The following is a 16953-nucleotide window of genomic DNA, read 5'->3' on the forward strand; positions in this document are numbered from 1 at the left end:
AGGGCGGCCGCGCGGTCGGGTGCCCGGGCCTCGCTCAGGGCCGGAACCGGTAGCCCATCCCGGGCTCGGTGATCAGGTGGCGCGGGCGGGCCGGATCGTCCTCCAGCTTGCGGCGCAGTTGGGCCAGGTACTGGCGCAGGTAGTTGGTCTCGTCCTGGTACTCCGGTCCCCAGACGTCGTGCAGGAGCTGGCGCTGGCTGACGAGCTTGCCCGGGTGCCGCAGCAGCAGTTCGAGCACCCCCCACTGGGTGGGGGTGAGCCTGACCTCGGCGCCGTCGTCGCGGGTGACCGTACGGGCGGCGAGGTCGACGGTGTGCCGGCCGATCCGGAGCGTGGCGGTGGCCGCGTCGGCGCTGACGTGCAGGCGCCGGGTCACGGCACGGATGCGGGCGAGCAGCTCGTCGATACCGAAGGGCTTGGTGACGTAGTCGTCGGCGCCGGCGTCCAGGGCCGCGACCTTGTCCTGGCTGCCGGCGCGGCCGGAGAGCACGATGATCGGCACGTGCGTCCAGCCCCGCAGGCCCCGGATGACCTCGACCCCGTCGATGTCGGGCAGGCCGAGGTCGAGCACCACCAGGTCGGGCGGGTCGCTGGCGGCGACCTTGAGCGCCGCCGTGCCGGTCGCGACCGCCTGCACGTCGTAGCCCCGGACCCGCAGGTTGATCCGCAGGGCGCGGACGATCTGCGGCTCGTCGTCGACGACCAGGATGCGGGTCATTCCTGCTGCCCCTCCGCGGCGCTCGGGGTGGCGGCGGGCAACCGCAGCACCATGGTGAGACCGCCTCCGGGCGTGGTCTCGGGGGTGATGCTGCCACCCATGGCCTCGGCAAGCCCCCGGGACAGTGCCAGGCCGAGACCGACGCCGGTGGCGTTGTCCCGGTCGCCGAGGCGCTGGAACGGCAGGAAGACGTGCTCCCACTGATCCTCGGGGATGCCGGGGCCGGTGTCGACGACCCGCAACTCCACCTGCCCGGCGTGGGCGCTGGCGGTGATGGCCGGGGGCCGACCGGGCGGGCTGTGCCGCAGCGCGTTGGCGACGATGTTGACCAGCACCCGTTCCAGCAGTCCCGGGTCGGCGGTGGCGGCGGGCAGGTCGGCGGGGATGTCGGTAACGACGTCGGCGGCCGCCGGACCCAGTTCGTCCAGGGCCCGGGGCACCATGTCCTCCAACCCGAGGGGCACGCGCGTCACGCCGAGGACACCGGCCTGCAGGCGGCTCATGTCCAGCAGGTTCGCCACGAGCCGGCCGAGCCGGTCCAGGGACTCGTCGGCGGTGGCCAGCAGCTCCTCGCGGTCGTCGGCGTCGAACTCGACGTCGGGGCTGCGCAGGCTGCTCACCGCAGCCTTCGCCGAGGCCAGCGGCGTACGCAGGTCGTGGCTGACCGCGGCGAGCAGCGCCGTACGCATCCGGTCGGCCTCGGCGAGCGGCCGGGCGCTGGCCGCCTCCTCGGCGAGGCGTTCCTGCCGCAGCGCGACGGCGGCCTGGGCGGCGAACGCCTCGACGACGCGCCGGTCCGCCGCCTCCAGCCGCCGGCCCGCGAGCACCACGGTGAGCCGGTCGTCCACCGGCACGGCCGTCTCGCCCGCGCCCGGGTTGCCCGCCGGGTCCTCGCCGACGCTGGCCACGATCCGCCACGCCTCGTCCTCGCTGGCCCGCCCCGGCCGGCCTCCGGCGTCGGCGACGAGTTCGAGGACGCTGACCGCGCGCAGTCCGAACGTCTCGCGCAGCCGGTCCAGCAGGGCGGGCAGCGGCCGCTCGCCGCGCAGGACGCCAGCGGCCACCGTGGCCAGGGTCTGCGCGTCGGCGGAGGCACGCGCGGCCTCCCTGGTACGCCGCGCCGCGACGTCGACGACCCCGCTGACGGCGACGGCGACGGCGACGAAGACGCCCAGGGCGAGCAGGTTGTCGGCCTCGGCGATGGTCAGCGTCCGGAACGGGGGCGTGAAGAACCAGTTGAGCAGCAGGGAGCCGCCGAGCGCGGCGACCAGCGCCGGCCACAGTCCGCCGACCAGGGCGACCCCGACGACGCCGGTGAGGAAGAGCAGGATGTCGTTGGTGAGGCTGAGGTCCGGCAGCGCCCGCAGCAGCACGGTCAGCAGCGGCATGCCGAGCGCGGCGAGGCCGAAGCCGAGCAGCCGGCGCCGCCGCGACAGCGCGGCCGGCACGCCGGCGCCGCGCCGCCCCCGCCCCACCTGCGGATGGGTGACCAGATGCACGTCGATCGGCCCGGACAGCGCCGTGGTGGTCACCCCGACGCCGCGGGAGAGGAGTTGCGCGAACCGCCCGCGCCGGCTCGCGCCGAGCACCAGCTGGGTGGCGTTGACGCCCCGGGCGAAATCGAGCAGCGCCGCCGGGATGTCGGTGCCGAGCACCTGGTGGTACGTGCCGCCGAGGCTCTCCACCAGGACGCGCTGCCGGGCGAGCTGCGCCGGGTCGGCGCCGGCCAGCCCGTCGCTGCGGGCGACGTGCACGGCGAGCAGGTCCGCGCCCTTGCTGCGGGCCGCGACCCGCGCGGCGCGGCGGACCAGCGTCGCGCCCTCCGGCCCGCCGGTGAGCGCCACCACCACCCGCTCGCGGGCCTCCCAGGTCTCGGAGATGCCCTGCTGGGCGCGGTACGCACCGAGCTGCTCGTCGACCTTGTCGGCCAGCCACAGCAGGGCCAGCTCGCGCAGGGCCGTCAGGTTGCCGATGCGGAAGTAGTTGCCGAGGGCCGCGTCGATCCGGTCGGATGGGTAGATGTTGCCGTGGGCCATCCGACGGCGCAGCGCCTCCGGGGTCATGTCGACCAGCTCGACCTGCCCGGCGGCGCGGACCATCGCGTCGGGCACCGTCTCGCGCTGGGTGGTGCCGGTGATGCGCGCGACGACGTCGTTGACGGATTCGAGGTGCTGGACGTTGACGGTCGACAGGACCGTGATGCCGGCGTCGAGGAGTTTCTGGACGTCCTGCCAGCGCTTCTCGTGACGGGAGCCGGGCACGTTGGTGTGGGCCAGCTCGTCGACCACGGCGACCTCGGGCCGCCGGGCCAGCAGCGCGTCGAGGTCCATCTCCGTGAACGCGGCGCCGCGGTAGGTCACCACCCGACGCGGCAGCACCTCCAGGTCGCCGAGCATCGCGGCGGTCTGGGCGCGGCCGTGGGTCTCGACCAGGCCGACCACCACGTCGGTGCCGCGCTCGGCGCGCCGCCGGGCCTCCTCCAGCATCGCGTACGTCTTGCCGACGCCGGGCGCGGCCCCGAGGTAGATGCGCAGTTCTCCCCTGGGCACGCAGACATCCTCCCTGATCACCGGCGCGGCCGGTCGTCGGACCACGGACCACGGTGGGGCGGGGTGAGCCGGCCCCGCCCCACCCCGACGCTCACGCGACGGGCGACGCCTCGTCGAGGGCGAGGTTGAGTGCGAGCACGTCGACGGCGGGGGCGCCCATGAAGCCGAGCGTCCGCCCCCGGGTGTGCTCGGCGACGAGGCGCCGGACCACCGCCGGGTCCGCGCCACGCTCCCGGGCCACCCGGGTCACCTGGATGTCGGCGTACGCCGGACTGATGTGCGGGTCGAGGCCGCTGCCGCTGGCGGTGACCGCGTCGGCGGGCACGGCGGCGGCCTCCGGGGCGTCGCCGCGGACCGGCACGATCAGCCCTCCGGCGGCCACGAGGTCCTCGCCGGGCCGGGCCAGCTCCACGGTCACCCCCTGGTACGCGGCGAGGAACGGGGTGGCCGGCGCGCTCTGGTTGACGCTGACGACCCGGGTGACGGGGCCGGTCAGCCCGTCTGCGCGGAACACCGCCAGCACCGCTCCGACGCCGTCGGCGGTGCAGTAGGGACGCCGGCCGTCGACGCCCTCGAGTTCACCGACGGCGCGGCTGCGGGCGCAGACCTGGCTGAGCAGGCTCCGGCTCGACTCGCGCGGGTCCGCCGCGAGCGTGTCGACCACGCTCTCCGGGCCGAGGTTGGACGCCGCGGTGGAGGTCGGGTCGTAGCCGTCGCCGGCAGCCGACGGCCGGGACTGGAAGTAGCGGGGCAGGGGCTCACCGTCGGCGTCGGTGAACGCCTGACCGATCAGCGCGCTGCCGACCGGCCGGCCGTCGGCGGTGAGCAGGGACCCGTCCGCCCTGTCACGCAGCCCCGGCAGCCGGCCGGCGCCGACGAGGGCGAGCGGGTAGGCCAGGCCGAGCAGCACCGTGAGGACCAGCAGCGCGCGCAGCGCGGCCACGTGTGCGGAGAGCCAGGTGGGCAGGCGCATCAGGAGACCCCCGGGACGAGTTGCAGGAGCATGTCGACGAGCTTGATGCCGAGGAACGGCACGACGATGCCGCCGAGGCCGTAGACCAGCAGGTTGCGGCGCAGCAGCCGCGACGCCGACGCCGGCCGGTAACGCACGCCGCGCAGGGCCAGCGGGATCAGGGCGACGATGACCACGGCGTTGAAGACGACGGCGGCGAGGATGGCCGATTCGGGGCTGGCCAGCCGCATGACGTTCAGCGTGTCGAGGCCCGGGTGGATGCCGGCGAACATCGCGGGGATGATCGCGAAGTACTTCGCCACGTCGTTGGCGATGGAGAACGTCGTCAGCGCGCCCCGGGTGATCAGCAGTTGCTTGCCGATCCCCACGATCTCGATCAGTTTGGTCGGGTCGGAGTCGAGGTCGACCATGTTGCCGGCCTCCTTCGCGGCCGACGTGCCGGTGTTCATCGCGACGCCGACGTCGGCCTGGGCGAGGGCGGGGGCGTCGTTGGTGCCGTCCCCGGTCATCGCGACCAGCCGGCCGCCCTGCTGCTCGCGCCTGATCAGGGCGAGCTTGTCCTCCGGGGTGGCCTCGGCGAGGAAGTCGTCGACGCCCGCCTCGGCGGCGATCGCCGCGGCCGTACGCGGGTTGTCGCCGGTGACCATCACGGTGCGGATGCCCATCCGGCGCATCTCGTCGAACCGCTCCCGCATGCCGGCCTTGACCACGTCCTTGAGGTGGATCACCCCCAGGGCGCGGGCCGGCGCGCCGTCGACGTGCTCGGCGACCACGAGTGGCGTACCGCCCGCGCCGCTGATCTCGTCGACGATCCGCCCGAGCTGCGCGGTGGGGTCCCCGCCGTGCTCACGCACCCACGCCGTGACGGCGGAGGCGGCGCCCTTGCGGATCCGCCGGGCCGGCCACGGCACACCGTCGTCGGCGTCGAGGTCGACGCCGCTCATCCGGGTCTGCGCGGTGAACGGCACGAACGTGGCGTGCGGGACCAGGACCGGCTCGCCTTCCCGCAGCCCGAACCCGTCCTTGGCCAGTACGACGACCGAACGGCCCTCGGGGGTCTCGTCGGCGAGGCTGGCCAACCGCGCCGCGTCGGCGACCCGGCTGACGTCGACGCCGTCGACGGGCAGGAAGCCGCCGGCCTGCCGGTTGCCGAGGGTGATCGTGCCGGTCTTGTCCAGCAGCAGGATGTCGACGTCACCGGCGGCCTCCACGGCGCGACCGCTCATGGCCAGGACGTTGCGCTGGATCAGGCGGTCCATGCCGGCGATGCCGATGGCCGACAGGAGCGCGCCGATGGTGGTGGGGATGAGGCAGACCAGCAGCGCGACCAGGACCACTCCGGTCACCCCGGCGTCGGTGATCGCGCCGTTGTCGGGGGCTGCCGCCTGGTGGCCCTTGGCGAAGACGGCCATCGGCTGGAGGGTGGCCACCACCAGCAGGAAGACGATGGTGAGCGCGGCGAGCAGGATGTTCAGCGCGATCTCGTTGGGCGTCTTCTGCCGGTTGGCGCCCTCGACCAGCGCGATCATGCGGTCGACGAAGCTCTCCCCCGGCCGCTGGGTGATCCGTACGACGATCCGGTCGGAGAGCACCCGGGTGCCGCCGGTGACGGCGCTGCGGTCGCCGCCGGACTCCCTGATCACCGGAGCCGACTCGCCGGTGATGGCCGACTCGTCGACGCTGGCGATGCCCTCCACCACGTCGCCGTCGCCCGGGATCAGCTGCCCGGTCGCCACCAGGACGATGTCGCCCTGCGCGAGGTCCGGGGCGGGCACCGCCTCGTCCCGGTAGGTGTCGGCCGCAGCGCCCGGCGTCCAGCCGAGCAGCCGGGTGGCGACGGTGTCCTTCCTGGCGTGGCGCAGGCTGGCCGCCTGGGCCTTGCCGCGGCCCTCGGCCACGGCCTCGGCCAGGTTGGCGAAGATCACGGTCAGCCAGAGCCAGGCCGTGACGGCGAGCGCGAACGCCGACGGGTCGGCCAGCGCGAGGACGGTGGCGCAGGCCGCGCCGATCTCGACGAGAAGCATCACGGGGTTGCGCCACAGGGTGCGGGGGTCGAGCTTGCGCAGCGCGTCGGGCAGGGCCCGCAGCAGCCGCCGCGCGTCCAGCAGGCCGCCGCCCCGGCCGCCGCGCACGGCGGGGGTGTCCGCGTCGGCCCGGTCGTGCGATGCCCGCGTTACGACGGTCATGGTCTCTTTCCTCATCGGGTCACAGCCCTTCGGCCAGCGGGCCGAGCGCGAGCGCGGGCAGGAAGGTCAGCGCCACGAGGATCACCGTGACGCCGGCGACCATCGCGACGAACAGGGGCCGGTGGGTCGGCAGGGTGCCCGCGGAGGCGGGCACGGCTCGCTGGCGGGCCAGCGAGCCGGCCAGGGCGAGCACGAAGATGATCGGCAGGAACCGGCCGAGCAGCATGCACAGGCCCAGGGCGGTGTTCCACCACGGCGTGCTCACCGTGATGCCGGCGAAGGCCGAGCCGTTGTTGTTGCTGGCCGAGGTGAACGCGTAGAGCACCTCGGTGAGGCCGTGCGGGCCGACGTTCAGCGCGGTCGCGTGGTTGCCGGTGGCGAAGGCGGTCGCGGTGCCGACCAGCACGAGCGCCGGGGTGACCAGGAAGTACAGCGAGGCCAGGCGGATCTCGCGGGAGCCGATCCTCTTGCCCACGTACTCGGGGCTGCGGCCGACCATGAGCCCGGCCACGAACACCGTGATCACGGCGAGGACCAGCATCCCGTAGAGGCCGGCGCCGACGCCGCCCGGCGCGACCTCGCCGAGCATCATGTTGCCCAGCGTCATCATGCCGCCGAGTGCCGTGTACGAGTCGTGGAACGAGTTCACCGCCCCGGTCGACGTCAGCGTCGTCGCCGCGGCGAAGGTGGCCGAGTTCGACACGTCGAAGCGGACCTCCTTGCCCTCCATGGCGGCGCCGACGGCCTGCGGGACGGTGCCACCGGCCGCGAGTTCGAAGGCGTTGGTCAGCGTGACGCTCGCGATCGCGAGGACGGCCATGACCGCGACGATCGCGTGGCCCTGCCGGGTCTGGCCGACCATCCGGCCGAAGACGCGCGGCAGGCTGAACGGGATCAGCAGGATCAGGAAGATCTCGATCCAGTTCGTCCAGGGGGTCGGGTTCTCGAACGGGTGCGCGCTGTTGGCGTTGTAGAAGCCGCCGCCGTTGGTGCCGAGTTCCTTGATCACCTCCTGGCTGGCCACGGGGCCGCCGGTGACGGTCTGGGTGCCGCCGGTCAGGGTGGCGACCTCGGTGCCGCCGGAGAGGTTCTGCACCACCCCGCCGGCCATCAGCGCCAGCGCCCCCAGGACCGCGACGGGCAGCAGGACCCGAATCGTGATCCGGGTCAGGTCGACCCAGAAGTTGCCCAGCTCACCGGTGCGGGCACGGGCGAAGCCGCGCACCAACGCCACCGCCACGGCGATGCCGACGGCCGCGGAGACGAAGTTCTGCACCGCCAGGCCGGCCATCTGCACCAGGTGGCCCATCGTCGACTCGCCCGAGTACCACTGCCAGTTCGTGTTGGTCACGAACGACACCGCCGTGTTCCAGGCCCCGTGGGCGACGACCGGGTCGCGGCCGAGCGACAGCCACAGGTGGTCCTGCCAGCGCTGGAACGCGTACAGGAACAGGATCGACACGGCGGAGAAGGCCAGTACGCCACGGGCGTACACGCCCCAGGTCTGCTCGGCGGCCGGGTCGACCCCGACCAGGCGGTAGACACCGCGCTCGACGCGCGAGTGCCGGGTCCCGGCGACCGCCCGGTACACGTGGTCGCCGAACGGCCGGTGGACGGCGACCAGGGCCGCCACCAGGGACAGGACGAAGAGGGCGCCGGCTGCCGTCGTGGACATCAGAAGCGCTCCGGGAACAGCAACGCGACCACCATGAACACACCCAGGCCCAGCGCCAGCACCAGGCCGACGGCATCGACGACGCTCACAGCTTCTCCACGCCTCTCACCACGAGGGCGAGTGCGGCGAACAGCCCCACCGTCACCAGGACGAACACCACGTCGGACACGCTGACTCCTCTTGCCGGAACCGCTCGTCACGACCGCCTTCCGGCCGTGCCGGGCAATCGAAACTCCGTGGCTCCGCGAGGGACAGGGATCATCACGCGATCATGACGGCGGCGACGCTTTTCTTGACGCGTTCTTCACGCGGCCGGGCTCCGGCGTGACGCCGCTCACCGGCGACCCCCTACCGGATCACCGCCCGGCCGGCGCGGCGGCAGGCGTGGCGGGGCGGCAGGCGTGGCGGGAACGGCAGGCGGGCGGTGGCGGCGCTCAGCCGGCCAGCCAGTTGCGGATCTCGTCGCCGTGCTCGTCCAGCCCGGGCGGCGGCAGGTCGTAGCGCGCCGGGGTGGCGGTGAGGCCGATCGGGTGGCGGATGCCGGGCACGCCGCCGGTGGTGACCACCGGGTCGAGCCCGAGTTCCCGGGCCAGGTCGACGCCCCCGGCGACCGTGTTGATCGGGGCGCACGGCACGCCCGCCGCACGCAGGTCCCGGAACCACTCGTCGCGGGTCCGCCGGACCAGTCGCGCGACCAGGAGGGGCCGCAGGGCCTCCCGGTTGACCGTGCGGTCCTGGTTGCGCCCGAACCGGGGGTCGTCGGGCAGTTCGGGCAGGCCGAGGACCTGGCACAGCTTACGGAACTGGCCGTCGTTGCCGGCGATGACGACGAGGTCGCCGTCGGCGGTGGGCAGCGGTTCGTACGGGAACAGGCTCGGGTGCCCGTTGCCCATCCGGAACGGCGTCGCGCCGCCGGCGACGTGGCCGCTGGTCTGGTTGACCAGGCCGGACAGCGCGGAGGAGAGCAGGTCCACCTCGACGTGCTGGCCGGTGCCGCAGCGGTCGCGGTGGTGCAGGGCGGCGAGGATGCCGACGGCCGCGTGCAGGCCCGCGATCACGTCGAACACGGCGACCCCCGCCTTGTAGGGCGGGCCGTCCGGCTCGCCGGTGAGGCTCATCAGGCCGGACGCGGCCTGGACCACGAGGTCGTAGCCGGGCAGGTTGGCGCCGGCACCGGCACCGAACCCGCTGATCGAGGCGTAGACGATCCGCTCGTTGACGGCGGCGACGCTGTCGTAGTCGAGGCCGAAGCGCCGCAGGCCGCCGGGCCGGAAGTTCTGGATCATCACGTCGGCGCGGCGGACGAGTTTCCGGGCGACGTCCAGGTCGTCGGGGTCGGCGAGGTCGAGGGCGATCGACCGCTTGTTGCGGTTGACGCCGAGGTAGTAGGTGGAGGTGCCCTCCCGCACCGGCGGCATCCAGGTCCGGGTGTCGTCCCCGCCGGGCCCCTCGACCTTGATCACCTCGGCGCCGAGGTCGGCGAGGAGCATGGTCGCGTACGGTCCGGCGAGGATCCGCGAGAAGTCGGCGACGAGGATGCCGCCGAGCGGCCCGGACCGTTGCTCCCCCATCGCCGCTCCCCTTCCCGTCGGCGCCACGGCCGGCGCGGCGGCGTCGTGGCACCTGCCGGATGCCGGCGTCCGGCGCGTCCGACGGCAGGACCACGATGGCACAGCGCACGCGACGGACGTCGGTCGCCCCGACGGTCCGGGCCGGGGCGGATGGCGACGGGGTCGCCGCCATCCGCCGAGGCGGGTCAGCCCTTGCGCCACTTCTGGTTGGCGGTGCCCGCGCAGTCCCAGAGCTGGAGCTTCGCGCCGTCGGCGCTGTTCCACTCCCGGATGTCGACGCACCTGCCGGCCTGGACGTTGACCAGGTCACCGGCCGCGGTCAGGGTGAACCGCTGCGCGCCCGTACCGTTGCACGTGTAGAGCTGGACGACCGCGCCGTTGCCGGTCGCGCCGCCGTCGACGTCCATGCACTTGCCGTTCTGGCTGCGCAGGGTGTCGCCGGTGAACGTCCACTTCTGCGCGTCGGTGCCGTTGCAGGTCCACATCTGCAACTGCGCGCGGTCGACGAAGTTCGCGTTCGGCACGTCGATGCACTTGTTGTTCCAGTCGCTCAGCACGGGTACCGCACCGCCGGGGTTCCCCGGTCCGCTGCCGCCGGCGCCGAACGGGCTCAGGACGATCCCGGCCGCGCGGGGGTCGCCGTCGTGGACCAGGGACTCGAACGCGCCGACGTCGTCGAAGGCGAAGGCGTACGCCTTGCCGTCGGTCATGTTGGCGTGGATGACGCGGGCGTAGTGGTTCGTCGGGTTGTTGCGGTAGAACTCGGCGGCGTTGGTGCTGGGCTGGGTGTCGATGGTGCCGAGCGTGCCCCGGTTGAGCGCGGCGCACAGCGTGCGGGAGATCGGGCCGACGACCGGGTCGTTGGGTGCGGGCAGGTCGCCGTCGCAGCCCCAGACGCTCGCCGAGGAGGGCCGGTTGAAGGAGGCGACCCGCTGGCCGGCGCTGTTGGTGAAGGTCATGACGTTGCCCGAGGTCCGCCCGAAGTAGCGGATGTTCGGCTGGTCGGCGAACGGCACCACGGTCAGCGTCTTGGTCGTGTACGCGTTCCAGGCCGACGCGATGTAGGAGTCCAGGTAGGTGGCGCTGAACAGGCCGGCGCCGGCCGCCTTGCCGGGCGCGAGCACCCGCAACACCGTCCCGTCGGAGCGGGTGTGGACCGTGTTGGCCCAGCCCGGCTGGGACCGGATGCCCTCGATGATCGCGTTGCGGCCGCCCGCGACGACGTCACCGGTGCGCTTGGTGACGCCGGTGGCACCGGTCACCGTGACCGCGTGCGGCACGGCGAACATGTCGACCTGCGAGCTGTTGAGCCACAGGCCGGCGTCGTTGTAGGTGAACTCGCTCCAGTCGAACAGGATGTCGCGGTTGGCGTCGCCGGCCGCCCACGGCGCGGGTTGGACCAGGCCGTCCGGGGTGAGGAAGAACTTGAGCTTCTCGCCGAAGGAGAAGTAGACGCGGCCGGAGAACCCGCGCGGGAACCGGATGGTCGTGCTGCCGCCGTTGCCGGGGCCCGGGATCGACGCGTCCGGCGCGGGCGACGGCGGGAGCTGTCCGCCCGACCAGGGGACGAAGGTGCCGCCCTGGTTGACGTAGCCGAGGCGGCCGCTGGACAGCTGCACGCCGATCACGTACAGGTGGACGGCCTCGCCCCGGCCGCTGCTGTTGCTGACCGTGACGGGCAGCAGCGCGGGGCCGACGGCGTGGGCGGGGGATGCGGCCAGGGTCACCGGGACGGCGGCGACCAGCGCGGACACGGCGGCGAGCAGCCTTCTTCGTAGCTTCACGAAAGGTCCTCCTCAGGGGTGTCGACGGACTGAGAGAGCGCTCTCTCAGCGTCGGCCCAGGCGGCCCTCCTGTCAATAGACACACGCCGATGCGGCCGCGACGCTGACCGCGACCCCGCCTCCTCTGGTCCTGTCACGGCAACGCCAACCAGCGGTGGAGCCGGGTGTGACCGACGCGTCCGGCAGCCGGCCTCAGCGCCGGCGTCCGGACGCCGCGTCCACTCCTGCGCCGGTCACCCGGGCGACCGCTTCGGCGCGGCTGTCGTACGCCGGGAGCACCTCGTCCAGGCGCAGGGTCCGCAGGACGGTCCGCAGGAACGGCGACGGCGCGGCGAGGCTCAGCGTGGCGCCCCGTGCGGCGCAGTCGCGGTGGGCGCCGACGAGCAGGCCCAGCCCGGTGGAATCGATCAGGCGGACGTTGGTCAGGTCGACGACGACGTGCCCGCCCATGTCGGCGGCGTGCCGCAGGGCCGCCCGCAGGGTGCCCGCGCCCTCGACGTCGATGTCCCCCGCGCAGGTGATGACGGTCGCGTCGCCGCGATGGTCGATGCCGAGGATCCCGCCCGGGCCCGGGCCGGCCGTCGTCGCGTCACCCGAACCCGCCAGCAGGGTGCAGTGGGCGCAGCGGTGCGGACCCTCGGCGAGGGGCGAGCCGGTCCAGTCGTGGTCGGACACCAGCTCCCAGACCACGCCGGTCGGATCGCCCGCCGCCTCGACGACCGTCTCGCCGCAGACGTCGCAGACCAGTGTCGTGTGCTCGTCACCCCGGACGACGCTCATCGTGGCGGTCCCCTCCTTCCACCGCGTCCGTGCGGCGTCGCCGCCGCCCGCGCGGGCGTGCGCTCCCGTTCCAGCCCAACCTGCCGGCCGGGATGCGCGGTCATGCTTCGGGCCGATGACGGTTGTGTGACAGATCCCGCCCGGGCCGGCACCCGGGACGGCTGCGGCAGACGCGTGGACGCCGACAGTAGGGTGTCGACGTGACCTTGACCCCTGCCACCGCCCCGTCCGCCCCCGGTGACATGTTGCTCGCCGAGGCCGAGCGGGTGACCGCCGCCGACCCGCTCGACGCCGCGTACCTCGAAGGACTGTGCCGGGAGATCGACGGCCGGATCGTCCGCGGGGACGTCATGATCGGGATCCTGCCGGTCCAGGCGTACGAGGTGCTGGTCCGGGGCTACCTGGCCGCCGCGCGGGCCGGCCGGACCGATGTGTGGGTGTCCCTGGGACGCCGGCTGCTCGACCTGCCGGTCGCGCAGCCGCCGGCGTGGCCGTCGCCGCACCCGTTCCCCACCAGCGGGAACGACGTCCTGGACGCGGCCCTGCGCTGCTTCGCCGAGGCCGCCGGGCACGGCGACCGCCAGGGCGCGTACCTGTTCGCCGCCGTCGGCCGGGAGGCCGTGGACCGGGTCGGGCGGTACGCGCTGACGTTGCTGGAGCCGCTGCGCGCCGACGACCCGACCGGGGAGGCGCGCTACTGGTCCGGCATCGTGCACTACCTGCTGGGCGAGGGCGAGGCGGCGGTCGCGTACCACCGGCAGGCCGCCGAGGCCGGCAACGCCGACGCGATGTTCGAGCTGCACGTGCTGCACGACACCGGGGACATGGTGGCGCGCGACGAGGCGGCAGCGCGGCAGTGGCTGCTGCGCGCCGCCGAGCGCGAGCATCCCCGCGCCCTGTACAACGTCGCGGCCGGGTACGCCAGCGGGCGGGGGTTCCCCCGGGACGAGGCCGTGGCCGCCAGCTGGTACGAGCGGGCGGCGAACGCCGGGAACCCGCGGGCCACGGCCACCCTCGGGGTGATGTACCTGCTCGGCTCCGGCGTGCCCACCGACCCGGCCCGCGCCGCCGAGTGGCTCGACCGGGCCGAGGACCAGGGATTCGACGTGGACGGCTGGCTGGACCAGCTCGGCATGCGCCGGCCTGCCTGACCCGGCGGGCCCCGGCCGGGCGGTTGCCGCACCGGGCGCCCCCGCCGTCGTCACGCCGGGTCGGCACCCCAGGCGGCGCGCACGAGGGCGGGAAACACCTGGGCGGCCGGGCCGCGCAGGTTCACGTCCGCCACGGCGTCCAGGGGCGTCTCCTGCGGGTTGACCTGCAGCACGGTGGCGCCGAGGCGGGCAGCCACCTGGGGGATCTCGGCAGCGGGATACACCAGGCCCGAGGCGCCCACGGTCACCAACAGGTCACACGTGGACGCCGCCTCCACGGCGGCCTCCAACGCGGCGCTCGGCAACGCCTCACCGAACCACACCACCCCGGGTCGGACGGGGCCCGCGCAGCGCGCGCACCGGGGCGGGGGCACGCGCCGGCCCGCACCCGGCTCCTCCGCGGCCTCGTCCGGCACCGGCGCCGGACAGGCGCAGGCCGAGCAGCGCGGCGCGAAGAGGCTGCCGTGCAGGTGGATCGGCGCGACCGAGCCGGCCCGCTCGTGCAGGTCGTCGACGTTCTGCGTGACGACGACCGTGCCGGGGACGCGTGCCTCGATCGCGGCCACGGCCACGTGACCGGCGTTCGGGCGGGCCCGCCGCACGGTGGCGCGGCGCCACTCGTACCAGCCCCAGACCAGCGCGGGATCGTCGCCGAAGGCCTCCGGCGTGGCGAGCCGCTGCGCGTCGAAGCTACGCCACAGGCCGGTCAGGGCGTCACGGAAGGTGGGCACACCGCTCTCCGCGGAGACGCCCGCGCCGGTGAAGACCACGACGCGCCGAGCCTGCGCCAACAGCGCCGCGGCCTCCCGCACCGACCGCTCCCCCATCTGCCCTGCTCCCTTCGACCCGGACCCGCCGGGCAAGACTAGTGCGGTCTCCGTGACGGTCCGGCGGGGCAACACCGGACGGCTCGCCGGCTTGCGGCCCGGGCGGTCGGGTGTCACGGGTCGGGCGCTTCAGTGCCGGGCGCGGGCGGCGAGGAAGCCGTCGACCGCGGCCAGGAACTCCACCGGCCGGCTGGCGTGCACGTCGTGCCCGGCCGGGATCGTGACGAGGGTGGCGTCGGGCATCCGGTCGACCATCTCGGCGAGCAGGTGCTGCGGGATGGGGCTGTCCGGGCCGCCGCCGACCACCAGGGTCGGCACGTCGATGGCGTCGGTGCCGTCCCACCAGGCCGGGTCGGGGTCGTTGAGCTGGGCGCGGATGGCGTTGACGGCGGCGAAGTCGAACGGCGTGGGCGTGTCCGGCGGTGGCAGGGGCGGCCGCTCGAGAGCGCCCGGTCGGGGTGCCGCCACGTCCTCCAGGATCAGGTGGGTGAGTCGGCGCGGGGCGGCCTCGGCGAGCAGGATCGCCACGGCCCCACCCATCGAGTGGCCGATCACCACGCACCGCTCGACCTCGACCGCGTCGAGGAACCCGACGAGGTCGTCGCGCATCGACTCGAGCGAGTACCGGCCGGGGCGGTCGCTGCGGCCGTGACCGCGCAGGTCCAGCGCGTACACCCGGTGCCGGGCGGCGAGCGCGGCCAGGACGCCGTGCCAGTCGCGTCCGTCCTCGCCGAGGCCGTGCAGCAGCACCATGGGTGGGTCGGCCGGGTCACCGGCGACGCGGTAGGCCAGGGTCACTCCGTCGACCGTGACGGCCCGCGACTCCCCGATGTTCGACTCGGTCACGCGCCACACCGTATCGCCGGGGCGACGAGTCGTCGCTCCCGACAACTGGTGGGCCGGATGCGGGCGGCTCCCGTCGTCGAACCGGGCGCCGGGAGCGACACGGGCCTTATTCGATAGTGCGCACTTCACCGGCTCACGCCGGTGCCGTTTCCCGGCGCGCGGGCCGAGGGGGCGTCGAGGACGACCGGGCCTACCTGCACATCGTCTCCGAGCGGCCGGCGGAATCGCCGCAACGGGGACGGGAACGGGAATCCCCGGGCACGGGGTCGAGGCTGGCGTGATCGCGTACCGCCCGACAAGAATGGGCCAGGCGCTCCAGCGGAAAGGCGTGTCTCGATGAGTGAACCGAAGGTCGTGTCCCGGGACGAGTGGATCGACGCCCGCAAGGAGCTGCTCGACCACGAGAAGGAGATCACCCGCCTGCGGGACCGGGTCACCGCGCTCCGGCGTCAACTGCCGGCGGTCGCGATCGAGAAGGACTACTCCTTCACCGGACCCGCCGGCCCCGTCCGGTTGGCCGACATGTTCGAGGGACGACGACAGTTGATCGTCTACCATTTCATGTTCGATCCGGAATGGGTCGAGGGATGCACGAGCTGCTCCCTGATGGCCGACAACTTCGGGCACCTCACCCATCTGCACGCCAGTGACACGACGCTCGCCGTGGTCTCCCGCGCGCCGTTCCCGACCCTCGCGGCGTTCCAGAGCCGGATGGGTTGGCGCTTTCCCTGGTACTCCTCGCACGGCAGCGACTTCAACTACGACTTCCACGTCACGATGGACCCGGCAGTCGCCCCGGTGGAATACAACTACAAGGACGCCGAGACCCTCGCGGCGCAGGGCCTCACCCACCACATACGGGGCGAGAGCCACGGCCTGAGCGTCTTCGTCCGCGACGGCGACCGGATCCTGCACACCTACTCCGTGTACGGCCGCGGCCTCGACCCGCTGCTGAACACGTACAACTTCCTGGACCTCACGCCGCTGGGCCGGCAGCGCTACGTCAACGAGTTCCCCCACCACGACACCTACGGCACGGACGCCGCCGGCAGCCACCACCACTGACCTCCCGCCGGCACCCGGCGGCGCTCACGCGGGCGCGCAGTTGTTGCTCTTGCGCCTGACCGTGTACTCGGTGTCGTCGTGGGTGATGCCCGACGGCACCCCGTCGAAGTACGCCTCGACCTTCTCCCAGCCCCGGCGCTGCTCGTAGTGCAGGTGCGGCGCCCCGGAGTTGCCGGTGCTGCCGACCCGCCCGATCTGCTCACCCTGGGCGACCCGCTGACCGACCCGGACCAGCGGCGGTTCGAGCAGGTGCAGGTACTGCGTCTCCCACTTGCCGCCGTGGTCGATCTTCACCCAGTAGCCGCCGCCACGGCCCCGCGGCCCGTCCGGGTCTTCGGGCGTACGGCCACCCAGCGACCCGTTGATCCCCGCCACGGTGACTTTCCCCGCGTAGGACGCGAGCACCGGCCGCCCCCACGCCCTGCCCTCGGTCGGGAACAGGTCCACGTCGTAGTCGTCGTGACCGGGATAGGTGCCCAACTGCCATGTCTCCCCGCACGCGACGGGAAGCTGGAACAGCGGGCGCGGACCCGCCGGCCGCACCAGCGGCACGACCACCGCGACGACGAACACGGCGACGGCGAGGACCACCGCGACCGCGCCGGAGACGAGCACGACCCGGGTGCGGCGGCTGCGGACGCGGCGGTGGCTGCGGGGAGTGGTGGGGCGGCCGGTCGTCACCGGCCCGAGCATGGCAGACGCCGGCAAGGCGCCCGCCCCGGGGCGGTCGGCGGTACGCCCGACGACTCCCGACGCCCCGGGCGCGGCTTCGGCGATCCCGCGTGGCGCCTGCCCGCCGGTTGGGAGAGTGGTCGGGTGGCGATGAGA

General features: G+C 73.8%; 14 protein-coding genes. 2 read left to right on the top strand and 12 right to left on the bottom strand.

Going from position 1 to position 16953, the window contains the following annotated elements:
* Positions 1 to 34: 34 nt before the first annotated feature.
* The 9 genes from ACFHW0_RS15985 to ACFHW0_RS16025 form a co-directional block, all read right to left on the bottom strand.
* Positions 35 to 718 carry a response regulator gene (locus tag ACFHW0_RS15985; RefSeq protein WP_416608395.1) on the bottom strand — a complete coding sequence of 228 codons (684 nt, stop codon included), beginning with the start codon at positions 716 to 718 and terminating at the stop codon, positions 35 to 37.
* Positions 715 to 3267 (bottom strand): DUF4118 domain-containing protein, encoded by a 2553-nt coding sequence (locus ACFHW0_RS15990; RefSeq protein ID WP_416608397.1) that lies wholly within the window; start codon positions 3265 to 3267, stop codon positions 715 to 717. The genes ACFHW0_RS15985 and ACFHW0_RS15990 overlap by 4 nt, the downstream gene beginning before the upstream one ends.
* A gap of 91 nt (positions 3268 to 3358) precedes the next feature.
* Positions 3359 to 4240 (bottom strand): potassium-transporting ATPase subunit C, encoded by an 882-nt coding sequence (locus tag ACFHW0_RS15995; RefSeq protein WP_416608399.1) that lies wholly within the window; start codon positions 4238 to 4240, stop codon positions 3359 to 3361.
* Positions 4240 to 6426 carry a potassium-transporting ATPase subunit KdpB gene (kdpB, locus tag ACFHW0_RS16000; RefSeq protein WP_416608401.1) on the bottom strand — a complete coding sequence of 729 codons (2187 nt, stop codon included), beginning with the start codon at positions 6424 to 6426 and terminating at the stop codon, positions 4240 to 4242. The genes ACFHW0_RS15995 and kdpB overlap by 1 nt, the downstream gene beginning before the upstream one ends.
* 19 nt (positions 6427 to 6445) lie before the next feature.
* A complete protein-coding gene (gene kdpA, locus ACFHW0_RS16005) occupies positions 6446 to 8101 on the bottom strand; it encodes a potassium-transporting ATPase subunit KdpA (RefSeq protein WP_416608403.1) in 1656 nt (551 codons plus the stop codon).
* Positions 8101 to 8190 (bottom strand): K(+)-transporting ATPase subunit F, encoded by a 90-nt coding sequence (kdpF, locus tag ACFHW0_RS16010; RefSeq protein ID WP_416608406.1) that lies wholly within the window; start codon positions 8188 to 8190, stop codon positions 8101 to 8103. Before kdpF ends, kdpA begins: the two co-directional genes overlap by 1 nt.
* A gap of 345 nt (positions 8191 to 8535) precedes the next feature.
* Positions 8536 to 9672, bottom strand: coding sequence for a CaiB/BaiF CoA transferase family protein (locus ACFHW0_RS16015; RefSeq protein WP_416608407.1), 1137 nt, complete (start codon positions 9670 to 9672; stop codon positions 8536 to 8538).
* 185 nt (positions 9673 to 9857) lie between these two features.
* Positions 9858 to 11456, bottom strand: coding sequence for a glycoside hydrolase family 64 protein (locus ACFHW0_RS16020; protein ID WP_416608409.1), 1599 nt, complete (start codon positions 11454 to 11456; stop codon positions 9858 to 9860).
* Positions 11457 to 11648: 192 nt separating this feature from the next.
* A complete protein-coding gene (locus ACFHW0_RS16025; RefSeq protein ID WP_416608411.1) occupies positions 11649 to 12236 on the bottom strand; it encodes an STAS domain-containing protein in 588 nt (195 codons plus the stop codon).
* A gap of 200 nt (positions 12237 to 12436) precedes the next feature.
* On the opposite strand from ACFHW0_RS16025, the gene ACFHW0_RS16030 reads away from it, so the two are divergent.
* Positions 12437 to 13387: a tetratricopeptide repeat protein gene (locus ACFHW0_RS16030; RefSeq protein ID WP_416608413.1), complete on the top strand. Its 951-nt coding sequence runs from the start codon at positions 12437 to 12439 to the stop codon at positions 13385 to 13387.
* A 50-nt stretch (positions 13388 to 13437) separates the two neighbouring features.
* Here ACFHW0_RS16030 and ACFHW0_RS16035 read toward each other — a convergent pair whose 3' ends face one another.
* On the bottom strand, positions 13438 to 14214 hold the full coding sequence (locus ACFHW0_RS16035; RefSeq protein ID WP_416608415.1) for an SIR2 family NAD-dependent protein deacylase: 777 nt from the start codon (positions 14212 to 14214) through the stop codon (positions 13438 to 13440).
* A gap of 129 nt (positions 14215 to 14343) precedes the next feature.
* Positions 14344 to 14967: an alpha/beta fold hydrolase gene (locus ACFHW0_RS16040; RefSeq protein ID WP_416608454.1), complete on the bottom strand. Its 624-nt coding sequence runs from the start codon at positions 14965 to 14967 to the stop codon at positions 14344 to 14346.
* A gap of 429 nt (positions 14968 to 15396) precedes the next feature.
* Between ACFHW0_RS16040 and ACFHW0_RS16045 the strand changes: the two genes are divergently transcribed.
* The gene (locus tag ACFHW0_RS16045; protein ID WP_416608417.1) at positions 15397 to 16125 is read left to right on the top strand and encodes a DUF899 domain-containing protein; all 729 of its coding nucleotides are present in this window, start codon (positions 15397 to 15399) and stop codon (positions 16123 to 16125) included.
* A 24-nt stretch (positions 16126 to 16149) separates the two neighbouring features.
* Here the strand turns inward: ACFHW0_RS16045 and ACFHW0_RS16050 are convergent, their stop codons facing one another.
* Positions 16150 to 16818, bottom strand: a complete 669-nt coding sequence (locus ACFHW0_RS16050) for a M23 family metallopeptidase (protein ID WP_416608419.1) — start codon at positions 16816 to 16818, stop codon at positions 16150 to 16152.
* Between the last annotated feature and the right edge of the window lie 135 nt (positions 16819 to 16953).

The sequence above is a fragment of the Micromonospora sp. LOL_025 genome, assembly GCF_048060285.1.
Taxonomy (GTDB): Bacteria; Actinomycetota; Actinomycetes; order Mycobacteriales; family Micromonosporaceae; genus Micromonospora.